23 protein-coding genes and 1 riboswitch are annotated in these 23,721 nt (G+C 39.5%); of the genes, 2 read left to right on the top strand and 21 right to left on the bottom strand.

Annotated elements, in window-relative coordinates:
• The 8 genes from G7058_RS05955 to G7058_RS05990 form a co-directional block, all read right to left on the bottom strand.
• The gene (locus G7058_RS05955; protein ID WP_166062691.1) at positions 1-603 is read right to left on the bottom strand and encodes a chemotaxis protein CheC; all 603 of its coding nucleotides are present in this window, start codon (positions 601-603) and stop codon (positions 1-3) included.
• Positions 596-2,566: a chemotaxis protein CheA gene (locus tag G7058_RS05960; RefSeq protein WP_166062692.1), complete on the bottom strand. Its 1,971-nt coding sequence runs from the start codon at positions 2,564-2,566 to the stop codon at positions 596-598. The genes G7058_RS05955 and G7058_RS05960 overlap by 8 nt, the downstream gene beginning before the upstream one ends.
• Before the next feature lie 11 nt (positions 2,567-2,577).
• Positions 2,578-3,354: a CheR family methyltransferase gene (locus tag G7058_RS05965; protein ID WP_166062693.1), complete on the bottom strand. Its 777-nt coding sequence runs from the start codon at positions 3,352-3,354 to the stop codon at positions 2,578-2,580.
• Between the two features lie 4 nt (positions 3,355-3,358).
• Entirely contained in the window at positions 3,359-4,360 is a 1,002-nt protein-coding gene (locus G7058_RS05970; protein WP_166062694.1) for a protein-glutamate methylesterase/protein-glutamine glutaminase, read from the bottom strand.
• Positions 4,361-4,374: 14 nt separating this feature from the next.
• On the bottom strand, positions 4,375-4,857 hold the full coding sequence (locus G7058_RS05975) for a chemotaxis protein CheD (RefSeq protein ID WP_166062695.1): 483 nt from the start codon (positions 4,855-4,857) through the stop codon (positions 4,375-4,377).
• 14 nt (positions 4,858-4,871) lie between these two features.
• A complete protein-coding gene (locus G7058_RS05980) occupies positions 4,872-5,324 on the bottom strand; it encodes a chemotaxis protein CheW (RefSeq protein WP_166062696.1) in 453 nt (150 codons plus the stop codon).
• Between the two features lie 21 nt (positions 5,325-5,345).
• Positions 5,346-7,118: a methyl-accepting chemotaxis protein gene (locus tag G7058_RS05985; protein ID WP_166062697.1), complete on the bottom strand. Its 1,773-nt coding sequence runs from the start codon at positions 7,116-7,118 to the stop codon at positions 5,346-5,348.
• A gap of 153 nt (positions 7,119-7,271) precedes the next feature.
• Positions 7,272-9,032 (bottom strand): methyl-accepting chemotaxis protein, encoded by a 1,761-nt coding sequence (locus G7058_RS05990; RefSeq protein WP_227004392.1) that lies wholly within the window; start codon positions 9,030-9,032, stop codon positions 7,272-7,274.
• Positions 9,033-9,145: 113 nt separating this feature from the next.
• On the opposite strand from G7058_RS05990, the gene G7058_RS05995 reads away from it, so the two are divergent.
• A complete protein-coding gene (locus tag G7058_RS05995) occupies positions 9,146-9,691 on the top strand; it encodes a DNA-3-methyladenine glycosylase I (protein ID WP_166062699.1) in 546 nt (181 codons plus the stop codon).
• Between the two features lie 6 nt (positions 9,692-9,697).
• On the opposite strand, the gene G7058_RS06000 is transcribed toward G7058_RS05995, so the two are convergent.
• Entirely contained in the window at positions 9,698-10,099 is a 402-nt protein-coding gene (locus tag G7058_RS06000; protein ID WP_166062700.1) for a thioredoxin family protein, read from the bottom strand.
• Positions 10,100-10,293: 194 nt separating this feature from the next.
• Between G7058_RS06000 and G7058_RS06005 the strand changes: the two genes are divergently transcribed.
• Positions 10,294-10,665 carry a YbaN family protein gene (locus G7058_RS06005; protein ID WP_166062701.1) on the top strand — a complete coding sequence of 124 codons (372 nt, stop codon included), beginning with the start codon at positions 10,294-10,296 and terminating at the stop codon, positions 10,663-10,665.
• Positions 10,666-10,858: 193 nt separating this feature from the next.
• Here G7058_RS06005 and dapB read toward each other — a convergent pair whose 3' ends face one another.
• From dapB to rpmH, 12 genes are all read right to left on the bottom strand, one after another.
• Complete coding sequence (gene dapB, locus G7058_RS06010) at positions 10,859-11,569, bottom strand: 4-hydroxy-tetrahydrodipicolinate reductase (RefSeq protein WP_166062702.1); 711 nt, start codon at positions 11,567-11,569, stop codon at positions 10,859-10,861.
• Complete coding sequence (gene dapA / locus G7058_RS06015) at positions 11,566-12,447, bottom strand: 4-hydroxy-tetrahydrodipicolinate synthase (RefSeq protein ID WP_166062703.1); 882 nt, start codon at positions 12,445-12,447, stop codon at positions 11,566-11,568. Before dapA ends, dapB begins: the two co-directional genes overlap by 4 nt.
• Entirely contained in the window at positions 12,440-13,708 is a 1,269-nt protein-coding gene (gene lysA, locus G7058_RS06020; protein WP_166062704.1) for a diaminopimelate decarboxylase, read from the bottom strand. The genes dapA and lysA overlap by 8 nt, the downstream gene beginning before the upstream one ends.
• Before the next feature lie 89 nt (positions 13,709-13,797).
• Positions 13,798-13,967, bottom strand: a riboswitch (Lysine riboswitch).
• A 400-nt stretch (positions 13,968-14,367) separates the two neighbouring features.
• A complete protein-coding gene (locus G7058_RS06025) occupies positions 14,368-16,425 on the bottom strand; it encodes a beta-galactosidase (RefSeq protein WP_166062706.1) in 2,058 nt (685 codons plus the stop codon).
• A 13-nt stretch (positions 16,426-16,438) separates the two neighbouring features.
• Positions 16,439-17,290, bottom strand: a complete 852-nt coding sequence (locus G7058_RS06030) for a sugar ABC transporter permease (RefSeq protein WP_166062707.1) — start codon at positions 17,288-17,290, stop codon at positions 16,439-16,441.
• A gap of 2 nt (positions 17,291-17,292) precedes the next feature.
• Positions 17,293-18,549, bottom strand: a complete 1,257-nt coding sequence (locus G7058_RS06035; protein ID WP_166062708.1) for a carbohydrate ABC transporter permease — start codon at positions 18,547-18,549, stop codon at positions 17,293-17,295.
• Between the two features lie 25 nt (positions 18,550-18,574).
• Positions 18,575-19,852 (bottom strand): extracellular solute-binding protein, encoded by a 1,278-nt coding sequence (locus G7058_RS06040; RefSeq protein WP_166062709.1) that lies wholly within the window; start codon positions 19,850-19,852, stop codon positions 18,575-18,577.
• Between the two features lie 123 nt (positions 19,853-19,975).
• Complete coding sequence (locus G7058_RS06045) at positions 19,976-20,977, bottom strand: LacI family DNA-binding transcriptional regulator (RefSeq protein WP_166062710.1); 1,002 nt, start codon at positions 20,975-20,977, stop codon at positions 19,976-19,978.
• Between the two features lie 284 nt (positions 20,978-21,261).
• Entirely contained in the window at positions 21,262-22,080 is an 819-nt protein-coding gene (jag, locus tag G7058_RS06050) for an RNA-binding cell elongation regulator Jag/EloR (RefSeq protein ID WP_166062711.1), read from the bottom strand.
• 33 nt (positions 22,081-22,113) lie between these two features.
• Complete coding sequence (gene yidC / locus G7058_RS06055) at positions 22,114-22,947, bottom strand: membrane protein insertase YidC (RefSeq protein WP_166062712.1); 834 nt, start codon at positions 22,945-22,947, stop codon at positions 22,114-22,116.
• 19 nt (positions 22,948-22,966) lie between these two features.
• On the bottom strand, positions 22,967-23,302 hold the full coding sequence (gene rnpA, locus G7058_RS06060) for a ribonuclease P protein component (RefSeq protein ID WP_166062713.1): 336 nt from the start codon (positions 23,300-23,302) through the stop codon (positions 22,967-22,969).
• 60 nt (positions 23,303-23,362) lie between these two features.
• Positions 23,363-23,497, bottom strand: coding sequence for a 50S ribosomal protein L34 (gene rpmH, locus G7058_RS06065; protein WP_076767859.1), 135 nt, complete (start codon positions 23,495-23,497; stop codon positions 23,363-23,365).
• Positions 23,498-23,721 lie beyond the last annotated feature (224 nt).

Genomic DNA, 23,721 nt, shown 5'->3' on the forward strand with positions numbered 1-23,721 from the left:
TTATATTTCTCCTTTTTCTCTCATATATTCTAAAAAACTTTCAAGTATTCCGTCTTGCGGTACGAAATAGAGGGATGAATCCCACTTTTCGTTTTCAACCCAGTATTCATTCTTAAAAATCCAAACTTGATCGTCAAATTGGAATTCTTCTAAGTAAGCACTACTCAATAACGAACCAAACATGTCCTCCGCTAAATAAGGCACTGACGTCATGAGTGGGACATCGAACAAGCTCACAATGGCTTGTATAAATTGATTCACTAAGATATTCGCCAACTCGCATAGGGCAGAGTTAACCAGCTCTTCATTTTGAATCAGTTGTCTATCTTCCGGACTGAATTGTATAATATTTTTTTCATCGACCAACAATAGAAATTGCCCTTTAATAGCGCCATCTACTTCTAGCTGAACAGCCTTCACAACTTCTTCGGCTGGCATCATCGTCTCGAAGATTTGATTATACGTCAATTGCGTAATGATTGGCAGGTTCATATGTACTTTTTTTCCGATCATTTTCGAAATACTTGTGGCGACGTTTCCGCCCCCAATATTGATCATTTCCTTTATGATGTCAACTTCGACTGCGGTAAAGTTATTAGACATAAGATGCTTGTTTCCTTTCCAGACAGATAGCCGTCACATTCAAAATGAGAATGATACTGCCATCTCCCATAATGGTTGCCCCTAAGTAGTCCGGTTGATCCACAAACTCTTTACCGAGCTCTTTAATGACAATTTCTTGTTGACCGATAATCGAATCGACAGAAAGGGCGTATTCAGTGCCATCAATAACCACCATAACCATATGGCTGCTCGCATTTTCATCATGCATTATTTCCAGTTGATCCTCTAAGCGAATGAGTGGAATTGTCTTGCCATTTTCGACCAGCACTTCGCCGCCGTGTATTTCTTTAATGTCTTCAGCCTTGGCATGAATGACTTTATTAATGACGCTTAGTGGAATCGCAAACGTATGTGTTTCTACTTTAACTAATAGTGCCGGAATAATCGACAAAGTCAGAGGTAAACTCAATCGGAAAGACGAACCGACATTTTCTTCACTCTTCGTAAGAATTGTGCCGCCCAGTTCTTGAATTTTCGTCTTCACAACGTCCATTCCAACACCACGACCGGAAATTTTAGTTACTTTATCCGCTGTTGAGAAGCCCGGATGGAAGATTAGTTCTTGAATTTCTTGGGTAGACAAACCCGCCGTTGAAATTCCCTTCTTCTCCGCACTTTGCTTAATTGCTTCCGCATCCAAGCCTTTTCCATCATCAGATACTGTAATAAAGACCCGATTTCCTTCTTGATAAGCCGAGATTCTAATGGTTCCTTTTTCTGGTTTACCTAACGCTTTACGCGTCTCTGGCGATTCAATTCCGTGATCCGCACTATTACGAATCAAGTGAATCAAGGGCTCGCTGAGTTCAGAGACAATCGTCCGATCTAATTCGGTATCATCACCTTCAATGACTAATTCCATCGGTTTACCAGAATCATTACTCAAATCACGAACCACACGTGGGAAGCGGCTAGTTACAGTTTGTAAGGGTTGCATGCGGATATTCAGAACAAGCGTTTGCAATTGATTGGTTACACGTGAAACATATGTCAGTGTTTCTTCAAGTTTTTTGTTCTGCGTTTTTTGACTAATATCTTCTAGTTGTGTGCGATAAATGACTAGTTCTGAAACAAGGTTCATAAACGAATCCAGCTTTTCTAAATCGACCCGGACAGATTGACTATGATTATGAGCTTGCACCGTACTGGTTTTTTCCTTATTTACGCTAACGATTTGTTCACTGACAGCTTTTGGTTTTTCACCGATTAGAGAAACTTCGACCGCTTCGATCTCACTTTGCTCATTAATAAGCTTCAAAACTGCTTCTTGATCGCGTTCGGTAATATACAACAATTGGAACGTTCTTCCAAACTCTTCTGATTCCAGAACTTCGACAAGAGGATCCGTCTTCATGACTTCTCCCGCTTCTTCCAATTTATTAATAATAAGGAATACACGTGCGTTCACCATCATACTTTCCTCTTCGATTGTTATTTTAATCTTAAAGGTATTGTAATTGTTGGTTTGGGCAGACTCGATAACATTCCAATCTGTTTCGTCGAGTTCTAATTCACTGACATCCGCGTCTTGAACGGATGCGACAGCGTTCGTTTCATTTGCACGTGCGACAATGCGGTCACAGACATTCGTTATTTCCGAATAATCAGCGGTATCTTCTGTTCCCTGGCGAATATGCTCCACAATTTCTGCTAAAGCATCCAAACTATTAAAAACGACACTGATAACTTCTTGGTTCGCTATTATCTTGCCTTCTTTTAAAATTGTGAAAACGTTCTCTAGTTTATGTGTAATTTCGGTCATCTTTTCAAAGCCCATTGTTCCTGCCATCCCTTTTAAGGTATGTGCAGACCGAAAAATATCATTTAATATTTGCGTATCAGATGCGTCCTTTTCGAATTCCAAGACTAATTCATTCAGTTTCAATAAATGCTCGTCGGTTTCCTCAAAAAACATATCTAAAAATTGACTGTTATCATCCAACTTTATCCCTCCTATTCAATTTTCTCATAAATGAACGACCCTACTTTTTGAAAGCCATATTGTTTGGGATTATAAATCGTTTCTGTTGCACCAATGAAGAAAATACCACCTACAACCAGTGAATCACTGATGTCTTGGTAAATCTTATTTTTTACTTCGTCGTTGAAGTAAATCGTTACATTTCGACAAATAATCGCATGACACCCTTTTTCATAGCGATCCAAAATTAAATCGTGCTTTTTAAATTGCACCAAGTCCTTAATTTCTTGATTCAAATGATATTTATTGTTAGTCACTGTAAAATATTTCTTCAAATCAGCAGACGGGACATTTTTTATTTCCGCATCACGATAAACGCCCTCTTTTGCTTTTCGTAAAATAGTAGCATCAATGTCTGTGCCGATTATTTTACTCTGCTCGTGCAGACGGTTCTTTTTCAGAACCATTGCCACTGAATACGCTTCGGCGCCTGTTGAACAGGCTGCACTCCAGATTTTTAAGTTCGGATAACGCGGGGCTACTTTTTCCAATAAAATCTGTTCGAACTCGGCAAATATTTGTGCATTGCGGTAAAATTCTGTTACGTTGATCGTAATGTAATCCAGAAATTCTTGTTTGATGTCTGCATTCTTTTTTATTGCTTCTGCGTATTCACGTAAGTTTTTTGCTCCGCTTTTTATCATCACGGTATTAATACGTCTTTGCAATTGCTTTTGTTTATAACCATCTAATTGTAAGTTTAGTTCCCGTTTAGACCAGTCGTAAAATGCTTCAAATTGTTGTGTCATAAACTCACCTTTCAATATCGTGCAATAATTTCGCTATGTCATCCAAATCGTAAATGGCATCCACAACGCCTGCTTTGACGGCATTTCCGGGCATCCCATAAACGACGCTGGTTTCTTCATCTTGTACGATTGTAACGCCGCCGGTTGCTTTGACATGGGTCATTCCGACCGTGCCGTCCTTACCCATTCCCGTCATCACAATAGCCAACAAATCGGATGTGTATTTTTTCGCAGCAGATTCGAATAAAACATCGACTGCTGGACGGACACCATTTAACTTTTCGGTTTGTGATAATTGGATAGTGTTGTGTTCAATTGCCATGTGGTAATTACCCGGAGCCACATACACCGTTCCCGGTACAACAACTTCTTGATGTACCGCCTCTTTGACCGGAACGGCAGCATTTTGATTTAACCGCTGCGCAAAGGACTGGGTAAAGCCTTCCGGCATATGTTGCACAATAAATACCGGAATAGCTAAATCTTTTGGTAAACTGCGGATGACTTGCAATAGCGCTCTTGGTCCGCCCGTTGAAGCACCGATGACCACTGCTTTAAATGCCGTATCAACAATTCGCTTTTTTCGTTGAACATTAACTTCCGCTGGTATTCTGGCTTTTCTTTGGAAAACCGCACCAATATGGGAAGCTAATTCATTCCGGAAAGCATCTGGATTTTCTCGAAGATTCTTTGGCTTCTCAATGAAATCCGTTGCACCGGATTCTAATGCCTGAATGGTAATATCTGTTCCTTGCAAAGAACTCAACATAAAAACAGGAGTGTTGCTTTTTTCTCGAATGCGTTTGACGGTCTCAAGTCCGTTCATACCTGGCATTTCAACGTCAAGCGTAATGGCATCCGGTTTGTACATGTCCATTTTCTGTAAAGCAGTCTCACCGTTAACGGCTGTTGCAACGACTTCAAACCCCTCAATACTATTCATCTGTGCAGATAAGATTTTGCGCATAAATGCAGAATCGTCTACAACCAATATGCGTATCGGCATCCCATTCACCTCATTTATAAATCGATATATTCACGATTGGCTGTTCGAACCTGAATCGTCTGTTTCTCTAAATCAAATTTCATCGAACGTCCCACATGATCGCCCGTGTGTTCACCAAGAATAGGGATATCCAATTCTTCCAATATCCTTTTCACTGCTTCAACATTTCTTCGTCCAATTTGGAGATGTGGGGATGTTTTTTTACCTTGAAACATACTGGCCCCACCCGCTATTCGGGCGGTTAAATCTCCTTTTGCACCTAACAAACGCATCTCATCAATTAATGACGGTATGGCTAAATCAGCAAACTTTCCAGGCTTTTTCTCTCCATGAAAAGCGGTACTGTCCGGCAACATAATATGGCTTAGTCCACCTATCCTTGACCGCGGCTCATACAGTGCGATACCAACGCAAGAGCCCAATGCGATCGTAACTAATGATTGTGGGGCACGGGATGATTTATACTCCCCTATCCCAACTTTAAGGTCGTTCTCCATCCTCTAAAACCCCTTTACTTTTCAATTAACCCCTCTATTTCTTGTTCTCCTTCAAGTGGAAACAACATGTCTACATCAATATGAAGGGTGATGTCGTCATTTTCCTGAAAAGTACCAATGATATAAGCTGTTTTTGCTGTGCCGTTGGTTGACTCAGCTTGCTCGACATCAGTGATTGGATATTCTTTTACTTGTGTAATTTGTTCTACGATTAAACCGATTTTTTTGTTCTTCCAGTTGGCAACAATCACTTTCGTTTGTTCATTTGGCGTTAATTTTTCATTGAACAAGCGCCTTTTCATATCGATCAATAAAAGTGGGATGTCGTTATAAGATAAGAAGCCGTTGATATAAGCCGATGTATCTGGAATCAAAGCTGGCTTTTTGTAGAGTAATATCTTCTCGACGCTATCAATCGTGAGCGCAAATTGTTGTTCATTGCAGATAAAATTGATGAATTTCGTCATATGTTCCCTCTTCTCACTTTTTTATAATTGGAATTCTGCTACCATACGATTCAGCATTTCGGCATGTTCCGCAATTTGGTTTGCATTTACTGCAACTTCTTCCATCGTACTTGTAATTTCTTGTGACGCTGCAGAAGTCTCTTCTACACCGGCAGCAGACTCTTCAGAAACAGATGCGATTTCAGAAATAGAATGTCCCATTTCAGCACTTGCTTCAGAAAGATTGTGAATGTCACTATTCATTCCTTCAATTTCCGTAACCATATCGTTTAAGGATTTGGATATTTTTTCGAAAGTTGCGCGTGTTTCTGTCATCGTTTCCAACCCGAGTTTCGCTTCCGTCGATCCGCCTGCTAGAGAACGCGTGACATGATTAGACTCTTTCTGAATCGTTTCAACAAATACGGTAATTTCTTGAACTGAGTTAGCTACTTGCTCAGAAAGTTTACGTACTTCGTCAGCAACAACCGCAAATCCACGGCCATGTTCGCCGGCTCTCGCCGCTTCAATTGCCGCGTTAAGCGCCAAAAGATTCGTCTGATCCGCGATACCGCGAATAATTACAACCAATTTATTAATCTCTTGCGTACTCTTGTCCAAGTCGCCCATCATTACAACTGATTCTTGAACGATGTCATTAATGTGTGCCATTTGTTGGCTTGAAGCTTGCATCAATTCTTGGCCTTGATCAGATAATCCGACCACTTTACTTGAGTCTTTACTGATTTTAGAACTGCTCTTAGACGCATGGGCGAAATCCGTTCCAAACTGGTCCATTTGTGTAGCCATTTGGCTGGCTGCATGTGCTTGATTTTCCGTTCCAATTGCCAATTCTTGCATCGTCATGGCAACTTGTTCAGACCCTGTACGCACTTCATTAGATGATTGCGATAACTCTTCACTGTGTTGCGCCAGTTCCGAAGCTGCTTCCGAAATATTCGTAACCATTTCGGTAAAGCGTCCTTGTAGTAGGTTCGTCGCTTCCATCAATTGGGAAATCTCACCTTTACCAGGTACTTCCAAAGGTTTTTGGCCCAATTTACCAGCAGCGATTATTTTCAATCTTTCCATGACAGTGATGATTGGTTTCGTAATACTGTTAGCGAATAACACAATCAAAATAATACCGAGAATAAGCGCAACTACTAACAATACAGCCATTATTTTTATACTTGTCTTCATTTGAGCTAAAACGGTACTTGTTTTGTCTTTCGCCAAATCAGCTTGAGTAAGTGAAAAGGCCGTAATTTGGTCTGCCAACTTTTCAAATTGCGGATTATATTTCGTATTTACAACTCGTAGCGCATCTCCTCGACTACCGCCCTCTTTAATTGCATTCAGTTGCTCAGCTAACACAACATCCAACAATGATAGTTCTTGAAAGGCCGTTTCAATTTCTGGTGATACACCTTTAGCTAGTATTTTCGCTATTTCAATATTCATCAATTCTGAATATTCATCAATTAGTTCGACATAACTATTTTTACTTGTCAAAAAATACCCACGAACAGCTGCTAAACGACGCGCTGAATAGTAATTGACATTGTCATATATTTTCATAGTCGTAATATCTTCTGATACCATTTCATCGACATTCGAATATGTCTGTTGGAATGTATACAAGCTAGTTGCGCCAATAATCGTCATAAATAGCATAATTACTGAAAAGGCGAGTAGTAAACGTTGCTTAATCTTTAAGTCGGAATAGGCAACCTTTCCAATCTTAATGTTTTTTATCTGCCCTTTCCCCTTTAAGTTTATTTTCTTTAAATTTAATTTGTCTGAAACGTCCAATACAGTCACTCCTAATTTTATACTTTTCTATACCTCCTTTATTATCGGTAAATTTTGTCCAAATTTAAGCTATAACAAAATGTTTTATTTAATTAAAAAAACAAAAACCCCTAACCACTTCAGCATCTCTGCTCAGTAATTAGGGGGACATTTTTAATTTATTTGGAACTGATTTACAACCTTGTTCAATAACTCTGCTTGTTGCTTGATCTGTTGCGCGTTCGTAGCAACTTCTTCCATCGTACTATTGATTTCTTGAGAAGCAGCTGATGTTTGTTCAACACCGGCTGCTGATTCTTCTGAAACAGAGGCAATCTCTGAAATAGCATGGCTCATATCGTTACCCGTTTCTGCCAGTTGGTTAAGTTCTTTGTTTATTTGCGTAATATTTGCAACTACAGTCTCTAAAGAGTGCGTAATGGTATCAAAAGTTTGACTTGTTTCTGTGATTCCGGAGAGTCCTGCCTGCACTTCTGTATAACCCATTTGCAAAGATTCTACCACGACATGTGATTCGGTTTGAATATTCGTTACAAAAGCTGTAATATCTTTCACGGATTCCGCGACGCGTTCCGATAACTTACGTACTTCATCAGCCACAACGGCGAAACCACGGCCGTGTTCACCTGCCCGTGCTGCTTCAATTGCTGCATTTAAAGCCAACAAATTGGTTTGGTTCGCAACGTCATCAATAATCGCAACTAACTTCCCTATTTCTTTTGTACCTTGATCTAAGGTTTCCATTTTTAAGACTGCCTCTTCGACAATTTGGTTAATATTTTCCATTTGCTCTTTTGAAGTTGTCATATTCTTTTTCCCTTTTCCAGAAAAAGAAACAATGGTTTGCGAAGATTTGTTCGCTGCTTTACCAGCGCGTGTAACCGTTTCGACTTCTGCTTTGAAAGCTGTCATATTCGTCGCTAATAATGACGTGGATTGCGCTTGATTCTCGGTTCCAGTTGCCAGTTCCTGCATCGTTACCGCAACTTGTTCCGAACCGGACTGCACTTCACTCGCTGAAAATGAGAGGGTCTCACTTTGTGTCATTAAGGCCTCTGCGCTTGTTTTCATTTGATTAATAATGGAGAGAAGATGCGTTTGCATATCGTTTGTAGCTTGCGTCAATGCGACTACTTCCCCGCCACCATCAACCGGTAAAGGCTCTTGATTTAAGAGGCCCGATTTAATCGTGTTTAAACGATGCATCACAATTTGAATTGATTTGGCAAAATCACGTGAGAATAAGAGTGCTACTACAACTGCTAACAAACTGATAACCGCGACACCCATTGCCAAAATTAGTGCGCCTCTATTTGTATTAGCGACTAATACTTCCCCATTCAACTGAATCGCTGCCGAATGCGAATCTGATCGTTCTGTTATCGCTGCTAAAATCTCTTCTGCTTTTGGATTTGCGTACGTGTTCATATTCTGAACAGCTTGTGCGCGTTGTTTATCTTTAAGAACAGTAATAATATTTTCTTGGACATAAACTTCCCATTCTGACAGACTTTCAAAAAGGTTGTCTGTCGTACTATCAGCGTCAAGAGCGGTAATTTCTTGCTGATAAGTTTCACTCTCTTTTACATTTTCATTAAAATTGAGTAGATATCTACCTTCACTTGTTAACAGATAACCACGTAAATTAGCAACACGTTGGGACATCAGATAAGACATTTTTTCGTAACTTTGCACCAATACCATATCTTCATCGATAATTTTTTCGACATTTGCATTTACAGATCGAAACATCAATAGCGTTGAAGCACCGATCCCAATCAAAAAGAAAATAAAGACTGAAAAAATGATTAATAAGCGTGCACGAATTGACCGGTATTTGAATTGTAACTTTCCCCATTCGAATCCCCGTTTTGACTTTTTCATCTTAATTTTCTTTGCCCCTATAGCATCCAACCTGCAACACTCCTTTAAGTGAATTTTAGATACAGTTATCTCTTTTCATATCGGATTCAAAAATAAAATGTTAACCTTAGATATGAGGAAATTTTAATAAAGGAGTGGCGATTATGGTAAAGCGTTGTAAATGGGCCGGAAATGACCTGACTATGCAGAAATATCATGATTATGAATGGGGAGTGGCGCGTTACGATGATACCTATCTCTTTGAAATGTTGACGTTGGAAGGCGCACAAGCGGGGTTATCGTGGCAAATTATATTGAATAAACGCGAAGATTACCGCGAAGCATTCCGACAATTTTCTGTGGCCGAATGTGCTGTATTGACTGATGATGAACTCGAGGAAATACGCCTACAGACGGGCGTCGTTAAGAACAAACTGAAAATTCGGTCCGTTCGTTCCAATGCCATTGCCTTCCAAAAAATCCAAATGGAATTTGGCAGCTTTTCAAATTATATTTGGGGATTTTCAGAACCTATTATCAATAGTTGGGAAGAAGAAGCCGATGTTCCTGCTCAAAGTGACCTTTCTGATCTGATTAGTAAAGATTTGAAAAAACGCGGGTTCAAATTTGTTGGTCCGGTGATTATGTATTCATTTATGCAAGCAATCGGTATGGTTAATGATCATGTCCGACACTGCGATTTTAAATAAAACCATTTAATCGCCATTCAACAGAGCTGTAATATCTGCTTGGGTATGCGTATGATCAACAAAATCGGTAATGATGCCTTTTTCCAAGCGCACTAATTTAGGCACGGTAACGACTTCATTTGCAGCGATAATATCTTGGAAGTTTTTGTCATTTTTGTGTTTATCGGTATCATATTTATAAACTTCGGTACCTGTTTCTTGGATGGCTTCGTTCATTAAAGGTTCAAATTTACGACAATACTGACAGGTATCACGACCAAAATACAAGTAAGCGACTTCTTCAGCCATCACTGCTTCATAGGCCGTCTCATCTTTCACTTCCGTAACATAAGATTTTGGACGTGTAAAAACATAAATCCCTCCCAATAAAACAACGAGGCCAGCAAGAATCATTATTATTTTTTTCATGAGAATACTCCTTTTTGGTTTATTTTAGACGATTATACAGCTGAATTATAACATTTTTTCTTAAAATCATGTTGTAAAGCGCTATCAAAAATGCATTCTCATTTAGTTTGTGATATTATTTACATATTCATTTTAAACTGCTAGGATGCCAATCGCTCTGCCTCTAATCGCTCAATTTTTAATAAAAAGGATGAATGACAATTAAACGGACATTCCTACTCACTATAGGAGTCATTTCTTTCGGTTTGGGAAGCGTTGGAACGATTCTACCCATTTTGCCAACAACCCCTTTTTTATTGTTGGCCGGATACTGTTTCGCCCATAGCTCCAGTCGTTTTCATAGTTGGCTGCAAAATACGAAAATTTACAACTTTTATGTTGCCGATTATGCCAAAACAAAAGCCATTCCCCGCCGGAAAAAATGGCAAATCCTATCTAACATATATATTTTAATGGGCATTTCTGTCTGGGCTGCCCCGCTCACGATTATTAAAGCTATTATTGTTGGGTTAATGGCCTTTTTAACGTTTATGTTATTTTGGGTCATTCCCGACCAACCTTCATAAAAAATGACCTGGAAAGGTCTTTTTTTATTTGGAACATAATCGCTTCGCTTCTTGTTCAAAACGTTCCAATAAATAGTGATTAGAACATTTGGGCCTAAAAAATGAGTCGAAATGTTCCAATCATAACTTATTGGAACAAAAGCACTCCTAAATTTGGCCAAAACGTTCCAATCCAAATTTCTTCAGGGCATAGTTACTTTCCAAATAGTACTGCTTCCATATCGTACAATCCTGCTTCTTTATCCACTAACCATTTCGCCCCATTCAGTGCACCATTTGCAAAAATATTCTTGGAAAATGCTTCGTGTTTGAGGGAAATAATTTCATCCATCCCGGCAAATATGACTTCGTGTTCGCCAACAATCGATCCACCGCGAACCGCATGGACACCAATTTCTTTATCCTGGCGTTTGCTGAAACCGTCACGTCCATTCACGAAATCATAGTGCAATGTTTCGTTGATGGTATCAGCAAATAGTTTCGCAGTCCCGGAAGGGGCATCTTCTTTCAAACGGTGGTGCTTTTCAATAATTTCAATATCAAAAAAATCTTTCAAAATCGGCGCATATTCCCGGAGCATCCGGTTGACCAAGTTAACGCCCAAGCTGAAGTTTGCGCTCTTAAGAACAGGAACGTGTGTGGCTAACGCAGCAATTTTCTCTAACTGCTCAGAACTGTGTCCCGTTGCCGCAATCACGACGGGAACGTTATTTTTTTCTGCATACGCTAAAATCGCGTCACATGCACGCGGATTTGAGAAATCAATCAACACATCTACTTTTTCACTGGTGTCATCTAATACCGTCTTCAGTTCCGGAGCAAAAATAACTAATTCATCATTTTCAGCTACGCATTGCTCAATCACCTTTCCCATGGCCCCGTAGCCCACTAATCCAATCTTCAACGTAATTCCTCCTCGAATCGTTCCAGTACTAAAACTAATCGTTGATAGGCTTCCGCTCCCATTTCACCTAATGGCATCCGCAGAGAACCGACCTCCCACCCCATCCAATTCAAAGCTGCTTTAACCGGAATCGGGTTCACTTCATAGAACAAAGCCGCAATCAAATCCAGGTATTTTATTTGTATCGCCAAAGATTCTGCCGTTTTACCATCCAAGTATAAACGCACCAAATCATGCACTTCTTTCGGCATAATATTCGCCCAAACACTGATTACTCCGGTTCCACCGACACTCAACAGCGGCACAATCACATCATCATTTCCGCTATATAAGGCAAAGGTCTCATTAATATATTTGGAAATATTCATGACATAGCTCATATCACCGGATGCTTCTTTGATACCAATAATATTGGGGTGTTTCGCCAATTTACCAACTACTTCTGGCGTAATATTGCACCCCGTTCGACTCGGAACATTGTACATAATAATGGGCACAGTCACGCTGTCAGCAATACTTTCAAAATGACGAATCATTCCTTCATTATTCGTTTTGTTGTAATACGGCGTCACCACCAATAAATAGTCCGCACCCAATTCCGCGAAGGCTTGGCTATTGGAAATAGCAGTTGCCGTACTGTTGCTGCCGCTGCCGACAATCATCGGGACCCGTTTCGCAATTTTATCGTTACAAAAGGCTACAAATTCCTTCTCCTCTTCGAACGTCATTGTCGAAGCTTCACCAGTAGTTCCAAGAATTACCAGGCCATCTGTACTATTTTCAATGTGCCATTCCAATAATTCTGCTACTTTTGGATAGTTAATCCGATTCTCTTCATCCATTGGGGTTACAAGTGCGACCATCGATCCTTTAAGCATGCTTATCCGCCTCCGTTTTTACATCATTTCTGATTAAATCAGCTAAAGTCTGTCGTTTTACAATGACTCGGGACTCCCCATCTTTAACAAATACAACAGCAGGTGTTGCATTCCGATTATAGTTGCTGCTCATCGCATAACCGTATGCTCCTGTCGAATAAACGGCTAAGATGTCACCCTTTTTAACAGGCGGTAAATACACATCATGAATTAAAACATCGCCAGATTCACAATATTTACCCGCCACTGTCACTAACTCTGACTTCTCAGCTGTCATATTATTTGCAACATCACAGGAATAGTCAGCCTGATACAAGCTTGGCCGGATATTATCTCCCATCCCGCCATCGACAAAATAATACTGCTTATTCGGTGTTTTTTTCTGATAACCAATTTCATACAGAGTCGTGCCCGCTTCCGCAACCAAACTCCGCCCCGGCTCAATCATTACTTCCCGAATTTTTACGCCGGTTTCTTGCAATTTATCCTCTAAATACGTCACTATTTGCGCCATATTTTCTTTAATCGGCATCGGTTGATCCGCATCCGTATAGCGAACGCCAAAACCACCACCCAAATTCAAGGTCAACGGTTCCGAAAAGGTTTGTAAATAGCCCAGCATCTTATCAATCGCCGCGTACCACGCATCCATTTCAAAAATCTGCGAGCCAATATGTACATGAAAACCTTCCAATGCCAAATAATCGCTTTTTTTCAGGATAGCTATACAGGCCTCATAATCGCTACTTCCGAAGGCGATTCCGAACTTTGAATCAATATGTGTCGTAACGATATATTCGTGCGTATGTGCTTCAATTCCGACATTTAAACGTATTTGGACCTGCAACTTCTCTTTGTACTCCGCAGCTAAACCAGCTAGCTCTTCCAGCTCCATCACATTATCAACCACCATGTGTTTCACGCCCGTTTCAAGAGCCATTCGCAGTTCTTCAGTCGTTTTATTATTCCCATGGAAATAGATTTTTTCGACTGGCATAGTGGATTTCAAGGCTGTATACAATTCGCCGCTGCTCACAACATCCACGCCCAAGCCGTATTCAGCAATTAAATCCAACATCCCGATGGTTTGAAAAGCCTTTGATGCATAAAGAATACGCGTTTGAAAAACATCCGATTTAAAATAGGTCGTGTAAGCTTCCAGATTAGCCTCAAGTTTCTGTTGATCATAGACATAAAGCGGCGTGCCATATTGCGCCGTCAATTCGCTGGCTTTCACGCCCCCGATAACAAGTTCTTTCATCTCATTTCCTCCTGAATACCGTATTTCTCTATATAAAAAAAGACGCCCAATACCGGCGCCTTTTACACTGTTTACATATCATGATGTAACAATTTGTCAGCGCCTCTACTATTTAGTAGGAGTGATATACGTATTCCCTATACCCCCACGATGAAAACTTGCCAATTTACACCGTTCGGCAATGGTTACCTTTCATCACGCATCATCGAACGCCTTCTCCCTGTGACTACTCTTTTACATTGCTACCTCTTATTCAATTAAAATTAGAATAGCATTAAAAAATATTTTTGTCTACTGAATGCAGCTCGGTATGAGAGCCGTGATTTTTATGCACTTTTATTAGTATTTTCTCAATAAAAAAGAAATTATACCGGCTTACAGACTTATGAGTATCGCTGGACGCCGGTAAAATCATCTAATTACCGGCATACGTCCTATGGTTAACGGCTGAAAGCCGGTCTATTTATCATTCTGCCAACTAAATAGCTCACTCAAACCGATTTAACGATTTTATAGTGACCCTTTTGCGGTAAAAATCTATTATCTTACCATCCATGGAACAAAAAGAAAGCAATGAATAACGTTCCTCCAGAAACTTATAAAACCCTATACTAAAAAAACGTACTGAAACAATGTTTTGTTTCAGTACGTTTCTATCTTTATATTTTTTTGAAAACACGTACACCATAGCCATTCAATGTGATTTTACGTGCCACTTTTTCGCCTGTAATCAAGTCAATCACTTCATCTTCAAATGTAATTGTCTCTTCATCCGTACCAAAGTTCATTACAAAAATGTATGCCGAATCTGGCCCTTTACGAACTTGTACCGATACATTTTCGCTGTGATTTGCTTCAAATGGCGGTATGATAGCCAATTCTTGAATTAATTGATCATAGAAGTCATTTTGGAAGGCACTTTCCGCTCGTGCCCCAATGTAGTAACTGTTACCATCACCATACGTATTTTTCATGACTGCCGGTGTTCCTTGATAGAAATCAGCTCCATATGTACCAATTACTTCTCCTGTTTTCTGTTCAAGAAGAGTCGCATAATCTTTAACCACATAATCCTTACCTTGAAAATTCAAACTATTTTCATCACTCGGATAATACGTGTCAGTCTCTGTAACGGTTAAGCCAAAAACGTTCTCTAGCTTTTCATGCCAACCGCCTTCATATACCAGGTCATTTTCATTCACGACTCCGGAAATATATGTCATTACAACTGTTCCGCCTGCTTTCACATAGGCTTCCACTTTTTCCATAAATGTTGCTTTCATCATATACAGCATTGGAATTACAACCAATTTATAGTCAGTGAAATCTTGGTTCACATTCAAAACGTCAACCGGAATATCACGCTCCCAGAAACGACGGTAATGTTCTTGAGCAGTTTGCGGATAACGTAATGATTCCGAGCTATATCCTTGGATGGTTTGCAGCGCCCATTGATTCTCCCAGTCATAAATAAAGGCTACTTCCGCATCTCGATTAGTCCCAACAACTTCTTCCAATTTATTCAAATAGGCCCCGACTTCTTGAACATCCTTAAACACACGATTTTCAGTACTGTTGTCATGATCTACAACCGCGCCATGGAATTTTTCAGAAGCACCACGTGATTTCCGCCATTGGAAATACATTACACTATCCGAGCCATGCGCCACATGCTGCAGCGAGGAAAGTAAATGCATCCCTGGTCGTTTAGCCTTATTTACATCATGCCAGTTAACCAAACTCGGTGTAGATTCCATAATATAGAAAGGTTGCTGTTTTAATGAACGATATAAATCATCAATAAAACCAACTTTAACCGCCAATTCCTTGTCCGTTTGCGTATCTGAATGCCAGGCAGGATAAGCATCCCATGAAATTAAGTCTACATGCTCTGCAAATTTACTATAGTCTAGCGCTTGGAAAGGAATCAAATCAGCTGTATCTGCCATAAAGTTTGTTGTGATTGGAATATGAGGTGTGAGCTCCCGTAGTGGTATAATTTCCTCTTTATAGAAATCAATGGTTTGATCTGTTACAAAACGTTGCCAATCCAAAGTGAGACCGTGCATAGCATCTTCGCCCAATACAGAAGGCGATTCAATTTCGTCCCAGCCGGAATAACGATGACTCCAAAACGTTGCCCACCACGCCACGTTTACTGCTTCTAAATCATGATTATAGCGATTCTTAACCCATAAACGGAAAGCTTCCTGACAAAGATTACAATGGCACTCACCGCTGTATTCATTTGAAATATGCCACATTAAGATAGCGGGATGATTTTGATACCGCTCTGCTAATTTTCGATTAATCATTTTAATTTTTTCGCGATAAATCGGTGCCGTAAAGCAATGGTTATGACGGCGCCCTTGTAACTCTTGTTCGCGTCGATTATTTACACGGCGAATTTCAGGATATTTTTTCGCCATCCAACTCGGTTTGGCGCCACTCGGAGTGGCAAGGATAACGTTGCCTCCAAAACTATGAATACGATCAATCACTTCATCCAACCATTCAAAATCATAAACGCCTTCTTCTGGTTCCAAGCGACTCCATGCAAACATCCCGATTGAGAATGTATTTGTGTTCGCAATCTGCATTAATTTAATATCTTCTTGTAAATACTCTGGAAGATGCAACCACTGCTCTGGGAAATAGTCCCCGCCATGTAAAAATCTTTTTTCTCGTGTAGCATATATGTTCTCTAGACCTTTCAAACTCAAACACTCCTTATCCTTTTGTACCTCCTGATGTTAAGCCAGACACAAAGTTCTTCTGTAGCAGTAGGAAAACAAATGCTACAGGAATACTAATTAAAATTGCGCCAGCAGCAAACATCGTATAACTTGCTCCCATCACATCATTCACTAAATTATATAGCCCAATTGGCAGCGTATAATACTGTGTACTTCTTAAGATTGTTGAAGAAATAATAAAATCTCCCAGTGGCCCGGTAAAGCCATTCATTGCAGCCACAGCGATCATCGGTTTCGATAACGGCAACACAATTTGCCAAAAAATCCGTGTATGACTCGCACCATCAATACGTGCGCTCTCATCCAAATCGTATGGAATCGTGTCCATATACCCTTTCATCAGATAGGTATTCATCGGAATTTGTCCACCTATATAGAGGAGAATGAGGAACCAATGACTATTAATTAGCCCCATTATTTGAGCAAGTACAAAAATAGCAACGAGTGCTGAGAATTGCGGAATCATCTGTAGCAACAAGAACAACGTCAATCCATTCTGACGCCCTTTAAAACGAAACCGTGAAAATGCATAGCCCGTAAAACAAACGCTCACGACCGTACCAAGCATGGTAAAGATACTAATTTTAAGAGAGTTTAGATACCACTGGCCATAAGGGAGGCTCGCTTTTCCCGAGAATAGTTCTTGATAGTGGCGAATCGTCGGATTTTTTGGAATTAAACTCGTACTTACCAAGCTATTACCTGGATTAAAACTTGCGCCGACCGTCCACAATAAGGGATACAAAATCGCAATAATCACGAAAATTATAAGGGCATAGCTTGCCCCTAATTTAAGTCTTTTTTGCCATTTTCCATTTATAGACATAATTATTCGCCTCCTTTAAAACTATTCGTTCTTCTAAATTGCCACATTGCAATCGTGATAACAAAGACAGAAAGAAGAATCGTCAATGCTGCAGCTATTGCATATTGACTGGACTGCATCGTTAATTTGTAAATCCAGGAAACTAAAATATCCGTTCCACCTGCCGTTGATCCTGCTACAGCCGGACCTCCGCCATTGAACAAGTAAATAATATTAAAGTTGTTAAAATTAAACGTGTATTGCGTAATCAAAGTAGGAGCCATCGCCGTTAAAATAACGGGTAAGGTAATGTTGCGGAATTTTTGTAAAGCCGTTGCTCCATCCATGTTGGCTGCTTCATACAAATCATCGGGAATTGATTGCAACACACCCGTTGAAACGGTAAAGATATACGGGAATCCCAACCACCCTTGAATGATAATCAAAGCAACCCGTGTCCACGTCGCATCTGTCATCCACATGACGGGACTGATTTTGAAAAATGCCAAAATATCATTGTTAATTGCTCCAAAACTGTTATTAAACATCCCTGCAAAAACTAAGATAGTTACGAATCCTGGTACAGCCCACGGTAAAACAAAAATCGTCCGTATTAACTTCTTAAAGTGCAGTTCTTTTTGATTCACTAAAACGGCTAGAAAAACACCCAATGTAATTTGTAATGTGGATGCGAATAACGTCCAGACGACGGTCCATGATAGAACATCGAAAAATGTTCGGCGCCAAATATTTACCGTAAATATTTGTTTAAAAGTCTGTAATCCTACCCAATCAAACAAATTAGCAGGCGGCGAGTGATACAAGTCATAATTTGTAAACGCGAGCGCAAAACTAAATAAAATTGGAAAAACAACTGAAAAAATAAGTAATATAAGAGCCGGTCCACTGATTAAATACGGATACCCTTGATTAATCAAGTTATGATAATTGTCTTTTAAATTTTGAACGGGCAAGCCGTTGTCACGGCGCTTTCCGTTCGCATACGCATCACGGATATTCAGATAATACAAGCCAATACCAAAGGCTAAAACAATAAGTGATAATATTCCTTCAGCTAATAGAAAAACAGAATTATCACGTGGTGTCTCTACACCTAACGTCACAATGCCCCATAATCCCATATTCAGTAAATCAAAGAATACAAGGATAAAAGCAGCAGTTGTTAGAAAGAAAATTAAGGCTTTTAACCATTGTTTATTATAAAGCTGCCCTCCTCCTGGAATAAAAGAGAGGGCAGCAGCAGTTCGTCTATGTTTCATTTTTTCTCCTTCGCATTTTTAAGCGTTAGTTACCACCATGGTTCGCTTGGATTTGGTCTTTAATAGTTTGGACAGCAGTATCCAGCGCTTCTTTAGCTGTTTGCTGTTTAGTTGCAACTGTCTGGAGAGCAGAATCTACTGGCAACCAAACTTCTGCCATTTCTGGAATACTTGGTGTTAATTCAGAGTTTTGACTTTGCTCTGCTACTGCTTGAGCAGCTGGATCCTGTGCAATGGTTTCGTTCTCAGCTAGTACCGTTACTGCAGGAACTTCTTTTGTTATTTCATAACGTTTTAAAGAGTTTTCTTCATTCGTAATAAATTCAACAAATGCTTGTGCGAGCTCTTTATTTTTGGAGTAGCTTGAAACGTTATAGCTTTTCACGCCAACAAACGCACTCATCGGGTTACCGTTTGGAAGTGTCGGGAAAGATACAACTCCGTAATCAATTCCTGCATCACTATAAGGTCCTAAATTCCATGGACCAGAAATAACAGCCGCCGCTTTTCCTTCAGCAAATAAAGAGTCTAAAACATTGATCGCTTGCTCTCCAATCATACCTGACGGAAATAGTCCTTCTTCATACCAAGTAGAAATATACTCAACAGCCTCAACTGCTCGGTCATTGTTTAAACCAAGATCCGTTGTATCATAATTTCCATCCGCATCTTGGCCAAAAATATAGCCGCCATAACCACTTATCAAACTTTGTGCATAATAAATTTGATCCCACAATGCCAATAGTCCATAGTTATCACCGTTTGTCAGTTCTTTAGATAAATCGTACCAACCTTCTAATGTTGTAGGCAGTTCTTCTTCTGAAATGATCTCTTTGTTGTAATAAAGAATGGTCGTTTCCACTGCTTTAGGAAGTCCGTAAACTGTTCCATCCACTTTTTGAGAGTTCATTGCAACATCGGTATAAATACCTTGAACTTCTTCTGTTGTCGAAAGAGGAGCTAATAACCCTTCAACAACTGCGGTACCAATCTGATCTCCTGGCATGGTCAATACATCGGGGCCTGTTCCACCAGGTCCATCCAAACGCAAGTCTTCAATTTGAGAAGCATACGCTTTTTCTACAACTTCGACATCTACATTATATTCTTCTTCAAAGGCAGCAATTGCCTCTTCAATACCATTAGATTTTTCAATATCTTCCCACACGAGTAACGTTTGACGCTCATCAGATCCATTGCCAGTGTCAGCAACTGACTCTTCAGTTGTTGATTCACCTGGCCCACAGGCAGCTAATAATAATCCTGCACTTGCAGCCAATAACCATTTAGATGTTTTTACCATTTTCAAAACCTCCGCTATTTTTTGTAAACGCTTTTATGACCTCATCCTATCATTGCAAGTTTTACGTGTAAATAAGATTAAGTAAAAAAACAAGTAAAATATTTTACTTGTTTTTGAATCAATCTATTCATTTAACGGAAACGCACTTGCGCGCTCCACCAATTCTGTTCCTAAGTAAATTGTTTTCGTGGCATGGCGATTACGGAGGACACGTTCGATTAAAAGTTCTACCGCCAAACGGCTCAATTCAGGAATATCGACAGCAAATGTCGTAAGCGGCGGCGAGACGTATTTTGTTACGCTAATGTTATTGATACTTACAACACTTACTCTTTCAGGAACGGAGATATTATACTGATTCAGCGCTTGTAAAACACCAATTGCGATGGGGTCAGCAGCAACAAAAAACGCTGTCGGCATATCTTTTTTACGCGTTTCAATTATCTGTTTCATTAAATGAAAACCCGTATCAATTGAGAAACGACGTCTGGTTAGAATAAAATCACTATCCATAAGACCGTTTTTTTGCATTTCTTCACGGAAAGTAACTTCACGAATATCTGGTTCGTTTTCCTTAGTATCAGGATTAAAGTAAGTCCCGCCAATAAAACCAATCTTCTCATGTCCTAATTCACGTAAATATTTAATAGCGTTTTTAGTTGTTCCAACTAAATCGGGACGTACTGAATCATACTCTGGATCGGGGGTTGCATCTAAGAACACTCCGTTCGGTGTAATAGTGTGTAAGTATTCAAGTTCCGCTTTCAAAAATGACCCCACCGCAATAAAACCTTCTGTATTCTGAGGTACACTTTCGATTCCTTCCTTAACTTTCAACACTGAAAGGTTCACGTGGTAATCATTTGCTATTCTTTCAATGTTTTTTCGCATCGTTTTAAAGTAGATATCTTCCAATTCTTCAACATCTGTCAACCAGTATAAAAAAACAATATTCTTAACTTCAGGACGGACGATTTTTCGTCGATAATTCAACTGTGCAGCTATCTCGTATATTTTTTTACGCGTTTGATCTGTAACGGAAAGGGATTGATCGTTCGAAAGTACACGAGAGACTGTTGCAATGGAATAGCCTGATTTATCTGCTATATCTTTTAATGTGGCCATTTAACTCTTCCTTTTTAGTAAATTTATTTACTTAATTATGGAGAACAGAAAATAATAAGTCAATAAGAGGAGGATTATCGCTAATTTATAACTGACTTTTGCACGCTTTCGCGGTAAACAGTGCAAGAGTTGAACTTTTTTAACTGACCTTTGCACCTTTTTGGAGTTTTTAGTGCAAAGGTCTTCACTTTTTTACTGACTTTTGCACGTCTACACAATGGATGACGTTCCCCAGAAAAAAAACCGGCCACCAGCACGAGGCTGATGACCGGTTGAAATTTAATCTATTCAACGATTTCGACGACAAGGTAACGGTGTGGCTCTTTACCTTCTGAATGAGTCGAAATGCGTTTATTCTTGCTTAAATGCGCATGAATTTGTTTCCGTTCGAATGCTGGTAGTGGTTCTAGGAAAACAGGTTGCTTCGTACGTAAAACGCGCTCTGCAGTACGTTCTGCGATATTCTCTAGAATACTTGCCCGACGCTCACGATAATCGCCTACGTTCACAACAATGGACACACGACTGCGTTCATATTGTTGATAGACTGTTTGAGCCAAAATCTGTAAAGCATTAATAATTTTTCCATGTTTTCCAATGATTAAACCTGGCTTTTGAGTATCAATGTTAAATGTAATCACATTTTTTGTTTCTTCTACATTTACCGTCGCAGCTGCACCATAAACTTCAACAGTCTGAGTCAGGTAATCAACAACACTCGCGATTGCTTCTTGATGAGAAGAGACAGAAACACTATCTTCTTCGATTTCTTCATCTTCTTCAGCATATTCCAGAGTTTCAGAGTAATCATAATGGTCTTCTTCGGTCGTTTGAGCTTCTGGCGTTTCAGTCTGTTCACTCAAGAAATCGGCACGCTCTTCATTTTCGAAAACAGCGATATTTCCTGGTTCTTTTATTTCCGGAATTGCCTTCGGTGTCAATTCAACCTCAGCATCCTTCTGACCAAAACCAAAAAGTCCTTTTTTACCTTCAGAAATGATTTTGATGTCTACTTCATGGCTTCCTAAATTTAGTTGAGCTAACCCCTTGCTGACTGCTTTATCAACTGTTGTATCTCGCACTACAATTTTTTCATTTTCCATTAATCGTCCATCCTTCCATTTCAAAGAACAACTTTATTTTCTTCTCTTTTTCTTTGGTTTTTTCGCTTTTTCTAATGCTTTTGCACGTTCTTTCTGTGCTCTTTCTTCTGCTTCACGTTCAGAAATAATCTTATATGGATTATTCATAATCAGTGTTTGACCAACTGAGAACGCGTTACTTACTACCCAGTACAATGATAACGCACTTGGTAAAGAAATACCCACAAATAGAATCATCGCTGGCATTGTATACATCATTGCTTTCGCTTGTCCGCCACCTTGTGGTTGAGACATTGTCGTTAGCTTTGTTGTAAAGAATGTCAAAATAGCAGCTAATACAGGAAGAATGAAGTACGGATCACTTTCACCTAAGTTCATCCATAAGAATGAACCTTCACTCAATACTTCTGTACGACTAATCGCTTGGTAAAGAGCAATCATAACTGGCATTTGTACAACAGCAGGTAAACATCCTGCATATGGATTAACGCCATTATCTGAATATACACGCGAGATTTCAGCTTGTAGTAGTTCACGCGTTTGCGTATCTTTCGATGCATATTTTTCTTGCAGCTCTTTAATCTGCGGCTGAACTTTTTGCATCTTTTGTGTGCTCTTCGTTTGGAAATAGTTCAATGGAATCAAAATTACCCGAATAATAGCTGTAAAGATAATAATTCCGACACCATAATTGTTATTAAATAATTCCGAAAGGAAGATGATGAAACGAGAGAAGTTATAAATAACAACGCCATCCCAGAACCCCGTGCTTTCAGAAGTGATTGGTGCTGTATTCCCACATGCCGATAGAACAAGCATGACCATAACCAATCCTAGAGATAATAGTATTCGCTTTCGCTTAGACAACAAAATTTCCTCCTTTAAACTATATTACTTGTGCTAATTTTAACACATGTAGCAAATTTTTTTTAATTTCTTCTGTAGTTAAATGAGTAGTAGGTTGACGGGCTATTACGATGAAATCAATGCCTGGTTTAATTTCTGGCTTTAATTCCAGAAGCCCCTGACGAATTTTTCTTTTCACAGCATTTCGCATGACTGCGTTACCAATTTTCTTACCGACAGATATTCCCACCCGGAAATGACTCTGCCCTTCTTTAGGTAAGACATAGACAACGAATTGACGGTTTGCTTTAGAAGAGCCCGTGTGGAATACATTCTGGAACTCTTTTTCTTTTTTAACTCGAAAAGATTTACGCATCCTGTATCCTCTTTCCTATTAGTTTGATGTAAAAAAAAAGACCACTGACGGTCAGTGATCTTATGCAGACAATACTTTTCTGCCTTTGCGGCGTCTACTTGCTAATACATTACGGCCGTTTTTTGTACTCATGCGTTTACGGAAACCATGAACTGTTTGACGTTTACGTTTTTTCGGTTGGAAAGTTCTTTTCATTTATCTTGCACCTCCTGGTAATGCTTCCTTCTATAAGAATGACATATGCAAAAATTCTACTCGATAGTCCCAAACATTATAAAGAAACATTAGACCATCTGTCAAGGGTTTATAAGCATTTTTGACTCACCCGATTATAATAGCACATTTATCCGAATTGATAAACCTTTTTTTGAAAGATAGAAAAAATATTTTTATCCACATTTTTTTTTCTTTTGCACATT

The sequence above is a fragment of the Jeotgalibaca porci genome (assembly GCF_011299095.1).
Taxonomy (GTDB): Bacteria; Bacillota; Bacilli; order Lactobacillales; family Aerococcaceae; genus Jeotgalibaca; species Jeotgalibaca porci.

Coding starts and splice junctions, on each gene's coding strand:
- rnpA (WP_166062713.1), bottom strand. CDS start 23,302: ATGCGTAAATCTTTTCGAGTTAAAAAAGAAAAAGAGTTCCAGAATGTA.
- G7058_RS05955 (WP_166062691.1), bottom strand. CDS start 603: ATGTCTAATAACTTTACCGCAGTCGAAGTTGACATCATAAAGGAAATG.
- G7058_RS06030 (WP_166062707.1), bottom strand. CDS start 17,290: ATGTCTATAAATGGAAAATGGCAAAAAAGACTTAAATTAGGGGCAAGC.
- G7058_RS05980 (WP_166062696.1), bottom strand. CDS start 5,324: ATGACGAAATTCATCAATTTTATCTGCAATGAACAACAATTTGCGCTC.
- lysA (WP_166062704.1), bottom strand. CDS start 13,708: ATGAAAGAACTTGTTATCGGGGGCGTGAAAGCCAGCGAATTGACGGCG.
- G7058_RS05965 (WP_166062693.1), bottom strand. CDS start 3,354: ATGACACAACAATTTGAAGCATTTTACGACTGGTCTAAACGGGAACTA.
- G7058_RS06000 (WP_166062700.1), bottom strand. CDS start 10,099: ATGAAAAAAATAATAATGATTCTTGCTGGCCTCGTTGTTTTATTGGGA.
- G7058_RS06045 (WP_166062710.1), bottom strand. CDS start 20,977: ATGGCCACATTAAAAGATATAGCAGATAAATCAGGCTATTCCATTGCA.
- dapA (WP_166062703.1), bottom strand. CDS start 12,447: ATGCTTAAAGGATCGATGGTCGCACTTGTAACCCCAATGGATGAAGAG.
- G7058_RS05995 (WP_166062699.1), top strand. CDS start 9,146: ATGGTAAAGCGTTGTAAATGGGCCGGAAATGACCTGACTATGCAGAAA.
- G7058_RS05970 (WP_166062694.1), bottom strand. CDS start 4,360: ATGCCGATACGCATATTGGTTGTAGACGATTCTGCATTTATGCGCAAA.
- G7058_RS05975 (WP_166062695.1), bottom strand. CDS start 4,857: ATGGAGAACGACCTTAAAGTTGGGATAGGGGAGTATAAATCATCCCGT.
- G7058_RS06005 (WP_166062701.1), top strand. CDS start 10,294: ATGACAATTAAACGGACATTCCTACTCACTATAGGAGTCATTTCTTTC.
- rpmH (WP_076767859.1), bottom strand. CDS start 23,497: ATGAAAAGAACTTTCCAACCGAAAAAACGTAAACGTCAAACAGTTCAT.
- G7058_RS06040 (WP_166062709.1), bottom strand. CDS start 19,852: ATGGTAAAAACATCTAAATGGTTATTGGCTGCAAGTGCAGGATTATTA.
- G7058_RS06035 (WP_166062708.1), bottom strand. CDS start 18,549: ATGAAACATAGACGAACTGCTGCTGCCCTCTCTTTTATTCCAGGAGGA.
- jag (WP_166062711.1), bottom strand. CDS start 22,080: ATGGAAAATGAAAAAATTGTAGTGCGAGATACAACAGTTGATAAAGCA.